At 65.0% G+C, this 14,859-nt stretch carries 10 protein-coding genes and 1 pseudogene; 10 read left to right on the plus strand and 1 reads right to left on the minus strand.

What is annotated here, in order from left to right:
* The first annotated feature begins 267 nt into the window (after window positions 1-267).
* The 9 genes from ACSQ3E_RS01945 to ACSQ3E_RS01985 all read left to right on the plus strand — a co-directional run bounded on the left by ACSQ3E_RS01945 (window position 268) and on the right by ACSQ3E_RS01985 (window position 14,115).
* On the plus strand, window positions 268-5,751 hold the full coding sequence (locus tag ACSQ3E_RS01945; protein ID WP_436121391.1) for an alpha-2-macroglobulin family protein: 5,484 nt from the start codon (window positions 268-270) through the stop codon (window positions 5,749-5,751).
* Between the two features lie 244 nt (window positions 5,752-5,995).
* On the plus strand, window positions 5,996-8,095 hold the full coding sequence (pbpC, locus tag ACSQ3E_RS01950) for a penicillin-binding protein 1C (protein ID WP_436121392.1): 2,100 nt from the start codon (window positions 5,996-5,998) through the stop codon (window positions 8,093-8,095).
* A gap of 128 nt (window positions 8,096-8,223) precedes the next feature.
* On the plus strand, window positions 8,224-8,955 hold the full coding sequence (locus ACSQ3E_RS01955) for a YadA C-terminal domain-containing protein (protein ID WP_436121393.1): 732 nt from the start codon (window positions 8,224-8,226) through the stop codon (window positions 8,953-8,955).
* Window positions 8,956-8,966: 11 nt separating this feature from the next.
* A complete protein-coding gene (locus ACSQ3E_RS01960) occupies window positions 8,967-9,569 on the plus strand; it encodes an invasion associated locus B family protein (protein ID WP_436121394.1) in 603 nt (200 codons plus the stop codon).
* A gap of 32 nt (window positions 9,570-9,601) precedes the next feature.
* Complete coding sequence (locus tag ACSQ3E_RS01965; RefSeq protein ID WP_436121395.1) at window positions 9,602-10,054, plus strand: DUF7674 family protein; 453 nt, start codon at window positions 9,602-9,604, stop codon at window positions 10,052-10,054.
* Between the two features lie 218 nt (window positions 10,055-10,272).
* Window positions 10,273-11,301, plus strand: coding sequence for a sulfate ABC transporter substrate-binding protein (locus ACSQ3E_RS01970; RefSeq protein ID WP_436121396.1), 1,029 nt, complete (start codon window positions 10,273-10,275; stop codon window positions 11,299-11,301).
* 22 nt (window positions 11,302-11,323) lie between these two features.
* Window positions 11,324-12,175, plus strand: coding sequence for a sulfate ABC transporter permease subunit CysT (gene cysT, locus ACSQ3E_RS01975; RefSeq protein ID WP_214389342.1), 852 nt, complete (start codon window positions 11,324-11,326; stop codon window positions 12,173-12,175).
* Window positions 12,168-13,052: a sulfate ABC transporter permease subunit CysW gene (gene cysW, locus ACSQ3E_RS01980; RefSeq protein ID WP_436121397.1), complete on the plus strand. Its 885-nt coding sequence runs from the start codon at window positions 12,168-12,170 to the stop codon at window positions 13,050-13,052. The genes cysT and cysW overlap by 8 nt, the downstream gene beginning before the upstream one ends.
* 13 nt (window positions 13,053-13,065) lie before the next feature.
* Window positions 13,066-14,115, plus strand: a complete 1,050-nt coding sequence (locus tag ACSQ3E_RS01985; protein ID WP_436121398.1) for a sulfate/molybdate ABC transporter ATP-binding protein — start codon at window positions 13,066-13,068, stop codon at window positions 14,113-14,115.
* Window positions 14,116-14,263: 148 nt separating this feature from the next.
* Here ACSQ3E_RS01985 and ACSQ3E_RS01990 read toward each other — a convergent pair whose 3' ends face one another.
* Complete coding sequence (locus tag ACSQ3E_RS01990) at window positions 14,264-14,557, minus strand: DUF1236 domain-containing protein (RefSeq protein ID WP_436121399.1); 294 nt, start codon at window positions 14,555-14,557, stop codon at window positions 14,264-14,266.
* Window positions 14,558-14,627: 70 nt separating this feature from the next.
* Here ACSQ3E_RS01990 and ACSQ3E_RS01995 point away from each other — a divergent pair.
* Window positions 14,628-14,815: pseudogene (locus ACSQ3E_RS01995) on the plus strand (sulfate ABC transporter ATP-binding protein); the annotation flags it as partial.
* Window positions 14,816-14,859: the final 44 nt, after the last annotated feature.

Genomic DNA, 14,859 nt, shown 5'->3' on the forward strand with positions numbered 1-14,859 from the left:
ATCCTAAAATTGGAATGAAGTTTCTGCCATTTCGTAAAGCAGCCACATTCGATATGTCAGAATTCATTGGGCAAATGAACGACAGCCGGGCCAGGGATTCGGGTGTTGTCATCGGAGCAATCCGCATGGGCGGGCAATACCATGCACAGCGTCCAAGACAAGTATTAACGTAGCAGGCCGTGCCTGCGCGGCTGCAGTATTGACTGGACTGTGGCAAGCTTAACATGTCGTCTAGAGCGACGATCAGGGTGGTGGAGGGATTTGGCGATGCGTGCGCTGCGGGCTTTTCCGGTATTCGTTCTTCTCGTTCTGGCCATAGCATTCGGGCTGGCCAACACATTCGAGGCGGCGGCAGTCGAAGCCCGTCGGGTCGTGACGACCGAAAACTCGGATTATTTCGGTTTTGACCTGCGCTCGGAGCAGAATGTCAGCCTCGACCAGTGCCAGACATCGTGCTTGGGCGACCAGTCCTGCCGCGCCTTCACCTACAACACCAAGGCGAAATGGTGCTTCCTGAAATCCGACTTCGCCACGATCAAGCCGTTCACCGGCGCGGTTGCAGGCAAGGTCGTGCCGGTCAGCGGCGATCCAGATATCGGCGCACCCGCCGAGCTGTCGTTCTTCCCGGCCTCGATGGTCGACGAGGCGCGCCAGTATCGTAGCGCGCTGACGACCAACACGGTCGTCGACCCCGCCCTCGGCCTCGCCGCACTGATTGATGCCGGCGAACAGGCGCTCTTGGGCGGCGACGGCCGCACGGCGATGCAGAAGTTCCGCGCAGCGGCGATCATCCTGCCCGACGACGCCGCGATCTGGACCCGCCTCGCCCGCGCCACGCCGGTCGTGTCGCCGATCAATGGCGAAGAGACCGCGTCGCTGCAGCGCGACACGACGTCGACCGCCTACAACGCCTATCTTTTGTCGCGCTCGGCTAGCAACCGCGCCGAGACGCTGGCGCTTCTGGCGCGCGGCCTCGACAAGCGCGACATGTTCCGCCCCTCGCTGCAGGCCTATGAGGCGAGCCTGGCACTCGACAATTCGGCTTCTATCCGCGCCGAATACGAGGACCTGAAGGCGCGCAAAGGCTTCCGCGTCGTCGAGCACACCATCGACGCCGACACCACCTCGCCGCGCGTCTGCGCCCAGTTCTCCGAGGCGCTGGTCAAGACGGGCGTCGACTACGCGCCCTTCGTCACCATCGATGACCAAGCGCCGAAAAGCGTCGAGGCCAAGGATCAGCAAATCTGCGTCGAGGGCCTGCAGCATGGCCAGCATTACCGCGTAACCTTCCGCTCCGGACTGCCGGCAGCGCTCGGCGAGGTGCTGGAAGCGCCCGTCGTGCTCTCTGTCTATGTCCAGGATCGCGGCCAGTCGGCCCGCTTCACCGGCGACAGCTTCGTTCTGCCCTCGACCGCCCGCCGCGGCATCCCCGTCGTGACGGTCAACATGGAAGCGGCAGACATGAAGCTCTACCGCATCGGCGACCGCTCGCTGGCGCAGCTTCTGTCCGGCTACCAGTTCCTGCGCCAGCTCGACGGCTATGACCTCTCCTCGATCGCCGACCAGATGGGCGAGCCGGTGTGGGAAGGCCAGCTGGCGATCGCAAACGAGCTCAACAAGGACGTGACGACATCCTTCCCGGTCGACGAGGCGCTGCCCAACCGCAAGCCCGGCGTCTATGTGCTGACCGCCCAGCCGATCGACGACAAGAGCGACACCTGGGCGAGCAAGGCGACGCAATGGTTCGTCGTCTCCGACATCGGGCTTTCGACCTACACCGGCCAGGACGGGCTCAACGTGTTTGCCCGCTCGCTCGCCTCGGCCAAGCCGATCGCCGATGCGGAGCTGACGCTGCTTGCCCGCAACAACGAGATCCTCGGCACCGGCAAGACCGACGCCGAAGGCCGCGCCACCTTCAACCCGGGCCTGACCCGCGGCAATGGCGGCCTGGCACCTGCGGTGCTGATGGCGAGGCAAGGCGACGCCGACTTCGTCTTCCTCGACATGACCCGCGCCGGCTTCGACCTGTCCGACCGTGGCGTCACCGGCCGCGCTGCACCGGCTGCGCTCGACGTCTATGCCTGGACCGAGCGCGGCATCTACCGCGTCGGCGAAACCGTGCATGCGGCAGCCCTTGCCCGCGACGATGCCGCCAACGGCGTCGACAACCTGCCGCTGACCTTCATCTTCACCCGCCCCGACGGCGTCGAGGACCGGCGCGTCGTCAGCCAGGGCGGCAATGCGGGCGGCCACAGCGTTGACCTGCCGCTGTCCACTGCCGCCATGCGCGGCACCTGGACGCTTGCTATTTACACCGACCCCAAGCAGCCGGCGGTGTCGAGCCAGATGTTTTTGGTCGAGGACTTCGTGCCCGACCGCATCGAGTTCACGCTGACCTCCGATCGCAACGAGATCGCAGCTGGCGAAACCGCTGAGGCCACCGTCGACGGCCGCTTCCTCTATGGCGCACCCGCTGCGGGCCTCGCGCTCGAAGGGGAACTGACTTTGTCGACCAAGCGCCAGTGGGACAGCTTCAAGGGCTATTATTTCGGCCTCGCCGACGAACAGGAAGGCGAAGCCACCCGCATTCCGCTGACCGACCTGCCGGTCGTCGGCGACGACGGCAAGGCAACCTTCCCCGTCTCGGTCGACCAGCTGCCGTCGACGACGCGGCTGGTCAATGCAGCACTCAGCGTGCGCATGCGCGAAACCGGCGGCCGCGCTGTCGAGGAAAAGCTCGACATCGGCATCCGCCCACAGGCGACGATGATCGGCATTCGGCCCGATTTCTCGGGCGAGGAAGTACCGCAGGGCGGCACAGCCAAGTTCAGCCTGATCGCCGCCGAACCCGGCGGCAAACGCACCGATCTCAAGGGCGCGCAGTGGTCGCTGGTCAAGGTCGAGCGGAACTACCAGTGGTACCGCTCCGGTAACAGCTGGAACTACGAGCCGGTGACCTTCACCAAGTCGGTCGCCACCGGCCAGGTCGACCTCACCGCAGGCGCCGAAGCCACCGTTGCGCTGCCCGTCGACTGGGGCCGCTACCGCCTCGAGGTCGAGACGGCCGATCCGGCCGGCCCAGCAACGAGCTACGAATTCGACGCCGGCTGGTATGTCTCGCAAACCTCGACCGAGACGCCCGACGGCCTCGAAGTCGCGCTCGACAAGGAAAAATATGCCGCTGGCGAAGTTGCCAAGCTTCAGGTCTCGCCGCGTTTTGCCGGCGAGCTGCTTGTGACGATCGGCGCCGAAAAGCTGCTCAAGACGATTTCTGCGAGCATTCCCGAAGGCGGCGCCACCGTCGACATCCCCGTCGGCGAGGATTGGGGTGCCGGCGCCTATGTCACCGCCACGCTCTACCGGCCCGGCGACGCGCAGGAATCGCGCATGCCGGCCCGCGCCATCGGCCTGAAGTGGCTGGCGGTCGATCCCGCCGACAAAAAGCTCAACGTCGCACTTGCGCTGCCCGAGAAGACCGAGCCGCGCAAGACGCTGTCGATCCCGGTTTCGGTGACCGGCGCTGCGGCCGGCGAAAAGGCCTATGTCACTGTCGCTGCCGTCGATGTCGGCATCCTCAACCTGACCAACTACAAGGTTCCGGACCCGGAAGGCTGGTATTTCGGCCAGCGCATGCTGGGGCTTGAACTGCGCGACCTCTATGGCCGCCTGATCGACGGCTCGCTGGGTGCCATGGGCAAGCTGCGCACCGGCGGTGACGGTGCGGCGCTGACCTCGCAAGGCAGCCCGCCCAAGGAAAAGCTCGTCGCATTCTTCTCCGGCATCGTCGAGCTCGACGCCGACGGCAAGACGACGGTCGACTTCGACATTCCGCAGTTCAACGGCACGGTGCGCGTGATGAGCGTCGCCTGGACCAAGAACGCTGTCGGCCACGCCACCGGCGACGTGATCGTGCGCGATCCGATCGTGCTGACGGCGGGCATGCCACGCTTCATGGCGCCGGGCGACTTCGCCGAGATGACCCTCGACATCGCCAACACAGACGCGCCGGCTGGCGACTACAGCCTTTCGGTGGCGACGACTGGCGACCTGTCGACCGGCGACGCCGCCCTGCCCGAGAAGCTGACGCTCGAACCGGGCAAGCGGCAAACGATCAGGATCCCGCTGATGCCTGTCACCGCAGGCACCGCCGGGCTGACCATCAAGCTCGCCAATGCCGACGGCCTCGAGGTCGAGCAGGAGCTGTCGCTGCCGGTGCGCCCCGGCCAGCTGCCGGTGACCACACGCATGGTCGTCGACCTCAAGCCCGCCACCTCGCTGCGCGTCGACAAGGAGCTGCTGGCTGCAAGCCTGCTCGACGACGCCCATGTCAGCGTCGGCGTGTCGCTGGCGTCGGCCTTTGACGTACCGTCGCTGCTTATGACGCTCGACCGCTACCCCTATGGTTGCGCCGAGCAGACGACCAGCCGGGCGCTGCCCCTGCTCTATGTCAGCGAGCTCAGCGCGGAGAACGGCATGGCCGAAGACCCCGAGTTGCGCGAGCGCATCCAGGGCGCGATCTACCGCGTGCTCAACTACCAGTCCTCGTCGGGCAGCTTCGGCCTGTGGGGCCCGGGCTCGGGCGATCTGTGGCTCGACGCCTATGTCTCCGACTTCCTGACCCGGGCGCGCGAAAAGAACTTCGACGTGCCTCAGCAGGCGATGATGCAGGCGCTCAACAACTTGCAGAACTCGATCGGCTATGACGTCGACGTCGAGGATCGCGGCTCCGAGATCGCCTATGCGCTCTATGTGCTGGCGCGCAACAAGAAGGCCTCGGTCGGTGACCTGCGCTACTTCGCCGACACCAAGCTGGAGGCCTTCTCCAGTGCGATGGCGGTGGCACAGCTCGGCGCGAGCCTCGCGCTTTATGGCGATGCCCAGCGCTCGGAAAGCCTGTTCGGCACTGCCCTGCAGATCGCCAAGACGACGACCGAGCACAACTGGTACCGCTCCGACTATGGCTCGCGCTTGCGCGATGGTGCTGCCATGCTGGCGCTTGCCGCCGAAAGCAAGCCGTTGCCTTCGGTGGTGCCGGCGCTGGTCAAGATGGTGGCGGCAGATCGTGCCGCGGCCCGCTGGACCAGCACCCAGGACGATGCCTGGATGCTGCTTGCGGCACGTGCGCTGAAAGCCGGCAACGAGGCGATCTCGCTCGACGTCAACGGCACGGCCCACAACGGCGCCTATTCCGAACGCGTCGACGGTGCCGATCTGCTGACCAACCCGATCGTCATCGCCAACACCGGCAAGGACGCGCTGCAGGCCGTGGTGACGACAGTCGCCGCCCCTGCCCAGCCGCTGCCCGCCGGCGGCGACGGCTTCACCATCGAGCGCACCTACTACCGGCTTGACGGCAGCGAGGCCAACGTCACCGAGGTCAAGCAGAACGAGCGCTTCGTCGTCGTGCTCAAGATCAACGAGCTCAACGACTGGCCCTCGCGCATCGTGGTGGCCGACATGCTGCCGGCCGGCTTCGAGATCGACAATCCGGGGCTGGTCAACAGCGCCAACCTGTCGAACTTCTCCTGGCTGGAGCAAACGGAAGCCGCCCATCTCGAATTCCGCAACGACCGCTTCGTCGCCGCCATGAACAGCGGCGAAGGCTCCGACCAGGAATTCACGCTGGCCTATGTCGTGCGCGCAGTGACACCCGGCACCTACGCGCATCCGGCGGCCAACGTCGAGGACATGTACCGTCCGCAATATTCGGCACGGACGGCGACCGGCATGATGGAGGTGAAGGCGGAATAGTATGTCTGCTTTCAGCCCAGCAGCGACTTCGGCGGAGGGGCTCGCGCTGCCCCTCATCCGCCTGCCGGCATCTTCTCTCCGTGACCGCGGAGAAGGGATAAGCGGCAACGTTCGAGCACAGCGCCGCCCCTCACCCTTACCCTCTCCCCGTGAAGAACGGGGAGCGGGAGGCGTCGGCATTCCGGCCAGCCTCCTTCTCCCCGTCCTTGCGGGGAGAAGGTCTGGCAGGGGATGAGGGGCAGCAATGCGCCCGACCGGAAAGACACTGCGTAGACTGCTGCTTGCAGGTGCCGTGACGACTAGTCTCGGCGCCCTCGCCCTTGGCGGCCTGGTCGCGCTCGATCGCGCCTTTCCACCACCCCTGGCTGAAAAGCTGACCGTGTCCGCCGAGGTGCTCGATCGCGACGGCCAGCTGTTGCGCGCCTATGCGACACCGTCGGGCCACTGGCGGCTTGGCACAGACCTCGACCAGGTCGACCCTCAACTGGTGAAGATGCTGGTCGCCTATGAGGACAAGCGCTTCTGGGACCATGAGGGCATCGACGTGCTGGCGCTCGGCCGCGCCGCCTGGCAATTCCTGAGCAATGGCCGCATCGTCTCCGGCGGCTCGACGCTGTCTATGCAGCTGGCGCGGCTGATCGAACCACGCGAAAGCCGCAGTTTCAGCTCGAAGCTCAAGCAACTGGCCCGCGCACTGCAGATCGAGCGGCGGCTGTCCAAGCAAGAAATCCTCGAGCGCTACCTGACGCTGGCACCTTATGGCGGCAATCTCGAAGGCGCGCGCGCGGCAGCGCTTGCCTATTTCGGCAAGGAGCCGAAGCGGCTGACGGTGTCGGAAGCAGCTCTTCTCGTCGCCCTGCCGCAATTGCCCGAGCGGCGCCGGCCCGACCGCAACCCGGTAAATGCCCAGGCCGCGCGCGACCGGGTACTCGAGCGCATGGTGACGGCGGGCCTGCTCGGCGAGAATGAGGCGGCGCGGGCATCGTTGGAAATGGCCACGGCCACCCGGCTCGCCCTGCCGCAGCTTGCACCGCACGCCTCAGACACGGCTCTTCGCAATCAGCCCAGCCTCGTCAGCCACCAGCTGACCTTGCGCAGAAACGTGCAGGAAGGGCTGGAAGTGGTGGCGCGCGAGGCTGCCACCCGGCTTGGCCCGAAAATTTCGGTCGCCTTGGTTCTGGCCGACGCGATGACAGGCGAAATCCTCGGCGAGGTCGGCTCGGCCAATTTCTTCGACGCCTCGCGCTCCGGCTGGATCGACATGACCCGGACCGTGCGTTCGCCCGGCTCGACGCTGAAGCCGTTCATCTACGGCCTCGCCTTCGAACAGGGGCTGGTGGCGCAGGAAACGATGATCGAGGACCGGCCGGCCGATTTCGGTGGCTACCGGCCCAAGAACTTCGACATGAGCTACCAGGGCGATGTGTCGGTGCGCCAGGCACTGCAGCTGTCGCTCAACGTGCCGGCGATCCGCCTGCTCGACGCCGTCGGGCCGCAGCGGCTGACGGCGCGTTTCCGCCAGGCCGGCGTCACCCCCCAGCTGCCACCCAACGAAGTGCCGGGCCTCGCCATTGGCCTCGGCGGCGTCGGTGTCACCCTGCGCGACCTCGTCCAGCTCTACACCGGGCTCGCCAATGGCGGTCGCGCCAAGATTCTCCGCGATGGGGCGGAGGCGACGGTCCCTGCTCCGCTCGCCAACGGCACGATCCTGGAGGAGCAAGCCGCCTGGCAGATCGCCGACATCCTTGCAGGCGTGAAGCCACCCGAGGGCGCGGCCAAGCGCACTATCGCCTACAAGACCGGCACCTCCTACGGCTACCGCGACGCCTGGTCGATCGGCTATGACGGCCGCTACGTGCTCGGCGTCTGGGCCGGGCGGCCGGATGCCGGTGCGGTGCCCGGCCTGTCGGGCTATGTCTCGGCGGCCCCCATCCTGTTCGAGGGTTTCGTCCGCTCCGGCCTGCCGTCGATGCCGCTGCCGCGCCCGCCGGCCGGCACGCTGCGCACCGCCCGCGCCGACCTGCCGGTGACGCTGGGACGATTCTCGACCGCAACCGAATTGCCGGCGGTCGCCACAGCCATCACCGAACCGGCACCGCAGATCGTCTTCCCGCCCGACGGCGCCCGCGTCGAGCTGGGTGCCGCGACCTCGGCCGCCTCGCCGCTGGTGCTCAAGCTGCAGGGCGGCCGCGCGCCATTCCGCTGGCTCGCCAACGGCAAGCCGCTGGCCGCCCTCGCCCGCCGCCGCGAGGCGACCTGGCAGCCCGACGGCGCTGGTTTTTCGACGCTGACCGTCATCGACGCGGCAGGCCGCGCGGCGAGCGTCAGGGTGTTCGTGGAGTAGGCCCAAGCTTTCGTTGCATGCAAATTTACCACAACCTGCAACCGAGCAAGTTGATCAGTCCTCCGGTTGTTGACTTGTCCGTTAGCTTCCCAGCATAAACAATTGTTAAGTTTCAGGGTTGGGGAACCATGGGCAGGGTAAAAATACTGAAGGTCGCGTTCGGCGCGGCCGCGGCATTGATGGCGTCGCAGATGCATGCAAGTGCGGATCAGGTCATCGCCGACGATCTCATCGTCCAGGGCAGCACCTGCGTCGGGCTCGATTGCGTCAACAACGAGAACTTCGGTTTCGACACCATCATCCTGAAGGAAAACAACACCCGCATCTTCTTCAACGACACCAGCACCTCGCCCGGTTTTCCGGCGAATGACTGGGCGATCGAGATCAACGATTCGGCGTCCGGCGGCAGGTCGCATTTTTCGATCGTCGACCGCACCGCGGGCAAGACGCTGCTTCGCCTCTGCGCGGTGGCCGACACCAATTGCACGCCGATCCTGCCGGGTGCGGGACTTGATCCGCAGACCGCGATCAACACCGCCGACATTGCCACCAACACCGCCAACATAGCCTCGAACACCGCTCGTATCGGCTCGCTCGAGCAGACCGTCGGCAACCTGCAGGAAGAGAACCAGACCAACAAGGAAGGCGTTGCCATGGCGCTTGCCATGGGCGGCGGCGGGCTGGCGTCCGACGAGAACTACGCGCTCAACTTCAACTACGGCAATTTCGACGGCGCCAGCGCCGCCGCCATGTTCGGCAGCGCCCGCCTCGACGACCGCTGGTCGCTGAACGGCGGCATCGGCTACGGCTTCGGCAACCAGTCTGTCGGTGGACGCCTCGGCGTGCGCGTCGGCTGGTAATCTTGTCTCGCATGCACCGGCGCACGCTCACCCTGGCTTCGCTCGGCTTGTGCGCCATGCTGTTGCCGGCCACCGCACAGGAAAAGGCGGATCCGGTTACGGAGACGCCGGCGACGGCGACACCTGCGCCGTCGGCGTCTGCTCCGGTCGGCAAGGCCGATGAGGTCAAGGCAAAGGCCGAGATCGTGACCGAGCCCAAGGCGGCATGGGACGTCTCGTGCAAGCCGGACGCCGCGGGCCTCAGGATGGCTTGCGTCATGTCGCAGGCGCTCACCCTCGCCGACACGAGCCGGCGCCTGCTGCGTGTCGAGATCGTGCCGCCAAAGACGATCGGCAACGACAACGCGCTGATCAAGCTCAGCCTTCCGCATGGAACCCTGTTGCAGCCGGGCGCCGAAATCCGCGTCGACGACGGCCAGAACTTCCGCGTGCCGTTCCAGGTCAGCGACGCCGACGGCGTCTACACGACGCAGCCGCTCGGCAGCGACCTGATCGCCACCATGAAGCGCGGCGCCAAGCTTTTCGTCTCGGCGACGTTTTCGGATGGCAAGAAGCGCGAGATCCCGGCCTCCCTCGCCGGCTTCAGCCTGGCTTATGCGAAGATAGTCGACTAGCAAGCCGCGAAGCCTTACAGGGCGGCTGCCTCGTGCTGGCGCCCGAGTTGTCGGCGCGCGGCAAGCGTCAGGGCATTCGTGGAGCAGCTGAAATGATCTCGCAACCGGACATGTTCGACCTGCTTCTGGAAGCCGACCCGACATTCCAGCCGGTCTGGGACGCGTTTGTGGACAAATGGCGCGACCAGATCGAGCTGCCGCTTTACCTGGCCCTGGGAGACCTCGCTCGACACGTGGTCGCCAAGCTTGAGGGTGGCCACACCAGTGAACTTCAGCAAATCTTCGCGGTCGTCGAGCGTTGGCTCGCCGACGGCGATGAGCTCGTGCGGGAAGCGACGACGATCGGGCTGCTGGAAGACCTCCAGAACCCGAACCTCCATAAGACCACATCGCCGGATCAACTGAAGCAGTGGCTCGGCCCGCTGAGCGCAACGCAGTGGATCGAGGTCGAACGATTTTGGTCGGGGCAAATCGCCAGGGCCTGACTGCCCTTGCCACCCCCGCCAACTCCCCTAGCTGTCATCATTCGTGTCGAACGTTTTGATCGCGCTGGCGGTGCAGGACTTTTTAAGCGAGCAAAAAAATTTCCGGCGCCGCGGCAGTTCGCACGAAATTTGCCCATGCGGCGTGAAATTCGGAACATTCGCCGCATCTAATTTCTACCAGTTCGATAGAGTAGAACCATATTCGAACGGAGGCGGAAATGACGACTTCACGCAGAACCATCCTGCTTTCGGCCGTGCTGGCCGGCGCAGTCCAACTCGGTGGCCTGGGCTTTGCCTATGCCGATACGACGCTCCTCAACGTCTCCTATGACCCGACGCGCGAGTTGTACAAAGAGTACAACGAGGCCTTCGCCAAGCACTGGAAGGCGGAGAGCGGCGAGACGGTGACGATCCAGCAGTCGCATGGCGGCTCGGGCAAGCAGGCGCGTGCAGTGATCGACGGCCTCGACGCCGACGTCGTCACGCTGGCACTCGAAAGCGACATCAACGCGATCGTCGAAAAGTCGAAGAAGATCAATCCCGACTGGCGCTCGAAGCTGCCCAACAATGCTTCGCCCTACACCTCGACGATCATCTTCCTGGTGCGCAAGGGCAACCCCAAGGGCATCAATGACTGGGGCGACCTGATCAAGGACGGCGTCCAGGTGATCACGCCGAACCCGAAGACCTCGGGCGGCGCGCGCTGGAACTACCTTGCCGCCTGGGCCTGGGCCAACGGCCAGTTCGCCGGCGACGAGACCAAGATCAAGGAATTCGTCGGCAACCTCTACGCCCATGTGCCGATCCTCGACACGGGCGCGCGTGGTTCGACGGTAACGTTTGCTGAGCGTGAACAGGGCGACGTGCTGCTCGCCTGGGAAAACGAGGCCTATCTGGCGCTCGACGAGTTCGGCGCCGACAAGTTCGACATCGTGTTCCCGCCGCAGTCGATCCTGGCCGAGCCGCCGGTCGCCGTGGTCGACGCCAATGTTGACGCCAAGGGCACCCGCAAGGTCGCCGAAGCTTACCTCAACTACCTCTACTCGGCGGAAGGCCAGACCCTTGCCGCCAAGCATCATTACCGTCCGTCCAAGCCGGAACTGGTACCCGCAGCCGACCTGCAGAAGCAGCATGAGCTGAAACTGGTTTCTATCGACGACCCGATTTTCGGCGGATGGAAGAAAGCACAGCCCTATCATTTTGGAGATGGTGGTATATTCGACCAGATCTACAAGCCGGCCCAGTAAGCCAAGGTAAGACCAGGACGATATGACCACAGCACCCGCCAAGGCGGGGTGGCGGTTCAGACAGCCGAGCGTCATTCCGGGTTTCGGATTGACGCTCGGCTTCTCGCTTGCCTACCTCACGCTCATCATCCTCATCCCGCTTTCGGGGCTCGTCTGGCGTTCGGCATCGCTTGGCTGGACCGATTTCTGGGCCATCGCCACCGACCGCCGCACCGTCAAGGCACTGGAGATCAGCTTCGGCACAGCCTTCATCGCCGCCGCGATCAACGTCGTGTTCGGCACCATCGTTGCGTGGGTGCTGGTGCGCTACCGCTTTCCCGGCCGCCGCGTCATCGACGCGATGGTCGATTTGCCCTTTGCGCTGCCGACGGCAGTCGCCGGCATCGCGCTGACAACGCTCTATTCGCCGAAGGGCTGGATGGGCGCGCTGTTGGCGCCGCTCGGCATCAAGGTCGCCTACACCCCGCTCGGCATCGTCATCGCTCTGGTCTTCATCGGCCTGCCCTTTGTCGTACGCACGGTGCAGCCGATCATCGAGGAGATCGACAAGGAGGTCGAGGAAGCCGCCGCAACGCTCGGCGCCAACCGCTTCCAGACGATTTTCCTCGTGCTGTTTCCGGGACTGGCGCCGGCCGTCGTCACCGGCTTCGCGCTCGCTTTCGCGCGTGGCGTCGGCGAATACGGCTCGGTGATCTTCATCGCCGGCAACCTGCCCTACATCTCGGAAATCGCGCCGCTGCTGATCGTCATCCGGCTCGAGGAATACGACTACGCCGCGGCCACCGCGATCGCCACGATCATGCTGGCGCTGTCGTTTGCGATGCTGCTCGTCATCAACCTCATCCAGTCGTGGACCCGCAAGCGCTATGGCTGATCCAGAGCTTTACCCCGCAGACGTCCATCACGAGCACGCATCGCTTGCGGTGACCGAACGGCCTTGGGCGCGCGCGGCACTGATGCTTGTCGCCTTCGGCTTCCTCGCCATTTTCCTGCTTTTGCCGCTGGTGGTGGTGTTCGAGCAGGCGTTTTCACGCGGCATCGGGGCGTTCCTCGAAGCCATCAACGAACACGACACGATTGCCGCGATCAAACTGACGCTTCTGGTCGCCGTCATCTCGGTGCCGCTCAACCTGGTGTTCGGCGTCGCTGCCGCCTGGGCGATCGCCAAGTTCGAGTTCAAGGGCAAGGCCTTCCTGATCACCTTGGTCGACCTGCCGTTTTCGGTCTCGCCGGTCATTTCGGGCCTGGTCTATGTGCTGTTGTTTGGCGCGCAAAGCCTGCTTGGGCCATGGCTCAAGATGCACGGCATCGTCATCCTGTTTGCCGTGCCGGGCATCGTTTTGGCCACCGTCTTCGTCACCTTCCCCTTCGTTGCCCGCGAACTGATCCCGCTGATGCAGGAACAGGGCACTGGCGACGAGGAGGCAGCATTGTCGCTCGGCGCCAATGGCTGGCAGACCTTCTGGCATGTCACCTTGCCCAACATCAAATGGGGCCTGCTCTACGGCGTGTTGCTGTGCAACGCCCGCGCCATGGGCGAGTTCGGCGCCGTCTCGGTGGTTTCGGGCCACATCAGGGGCATGACCAACACCATGCCGCTGCATGTCGAGATCCTCTACAACGAATACAATGCCGTCGGCGCCTTTGCCGTGGCGTCCGTGCTCGCCGGCCTCGCCCTGGTGACGCTTGTGCTCAAAACCCTTCTCGAGCTCCGCTACGGCGCCGAGATCGCCGCCACGCGCGGACACTGACAGAGGTCGACTGATGGAAGTTCGCGTTTCAAATGTGCGCAAGGAATTCGACCGGTTTCCGGCACTGCGCGACGTCTCGCTCGACATCAGGTCGGGCGAGCTGATCGCGTTGCTCGGGCCCTCGGGCTCGGGCAAGACCACGCTTCTGCGCCTCATCGCCGGGCTTGAGCGGCCGACGCGCGGCACGATCTTCTTCGGCGACGAGGATGCGTCCAACAGGACGATACAGGAGCGCAATGTCGGCTTCGTGTTCCAGCATTACGCGCTGTTCCGCCATATGACGGTGGCCGACAATATCGGCTTCGGCCTCAAGGTGCGGCCATCGGCCAAGCGCCCGACCAGGGCCGAGATCCGCCGCCGCGCCTCCGAACTGCTCGACCTGGTGCAGCTCAGCGGGCTGGAAAAGCGCTACCCGGCCCAGCTTTCGGGCGGCCAGCGCCAGCGCGTGGCCCTTGCCCGCGCCATGGCGATCGAGCCCAAGGTGCTGCTGCTCGACGAGCCGTTCGGCGCGCTCGACGCACAGGTGCGGCGCGAACTCCGGCGCTGGCTGCGCGAGATCCACGATGCCACCGGCCACACCACGATCTTCGTCACCCACGACCAGGAAGAAGCGCTTGAGCTCGCCGACCGCGTCGTGGTGATGAGCCAGGGCCGCATCGAGCAGATCGGCACCGCCGACGAGGTCTACGACACGCCCAACTCGCCCTTCGTCTACGGCTTCATCGGCGAGTCGAGCTCGCTGCCGGTCAAGGTCGAGGATGGCCAGGTGTGGATATCGGACCGCCCGATCGGGCTGGCGACGCCCGAACTGGCCGATGGCGAAGCCACCCTCTATTTCCGCCCGCACGACATCGAACTGCTCGACGAGTGCAATGGCTGCATTGCCGGCACGGTGGCGGCGAGCCGGCGCGTTGCCGGCACGCGTCGTGTCGAGCTGGAGATCGGCGGCGGCCGCGAGCGCATCGAGATCGAGCTCCCCGTCGGCCACCCCGCCACCCAGAAAAGCCGGGTGGCATTCAGGCCGAAGCGCTGGAAGGTGTTTCCGAAGGCGGTCGAGGGCTGAGTGTTGGGGCTGCGGCCCCTTGCCCTACCTCGATAGTCCTCGCCCGCTGGGCAATGAAATACGAGGTGTCACCGCCCGGCGGCGACACCTCGATGATCGCGGGCTGGGGGAACTGAAGTCGCCCGATGCAGCTTGTGCATCAGGGCCGTCAGTCCATGATGTAGACGACCTTGCGGGTCTGCGGGTCGATGAGAACAGTACGGCCGTCCATCACGACATACTGATACTTGTTGTCGGCAAGTGCGCCCGGCTTCAGAATGTCGGGAATGATCGCGCCGACGACCAATTCGAAGTTGGACGGACGTTCGACGATCACCGGATTGGTCTTTACATATTCGCGGACGATCACTTGTTCTTCGGGAGTCACGACCACAGTTTGGGCAGTGGCGAATGCGGTGCCTGCGAGCAGCATGGTTACAGCAAGAGTGCTTCGGAAAGTCATATCACTAACCTCCTCGGTTGATGGGTTAACAACCGGTGGGGAGCGAAACGGTTCCGAGATTTGTTGCGGGGACGAGCGCAACGGTTGCGTTGCCGGCACGGTAGCGGCCAGGCCATTCGTCGTGTCGAACAGGAGATCGGTGGTGGCCGCGAGCGCATCGAGATCCGGCTGCCCGTCGGCCACCCCGCCACCCAGAAAAGCCGCGTGGCGTTCAGGCCGAAGCGCTGGAAGGTGTTTCCGAAGGCCGTCGAGGGCTGAGTGTTGGGGGCTGCGGCCCCTTGCCCTCCATTTCGCCACCCTAT

This window comes from Aminobacter sp. LjRoot7, from assembly GCF_964252895.1.
Classification (GTDB): Bacteria; Pseudomonadota; Alphaproteobacteria; order Rhizobiales; family Rhizobiaceae; genus Aminobacter; species Aminobacter aminovorans_B.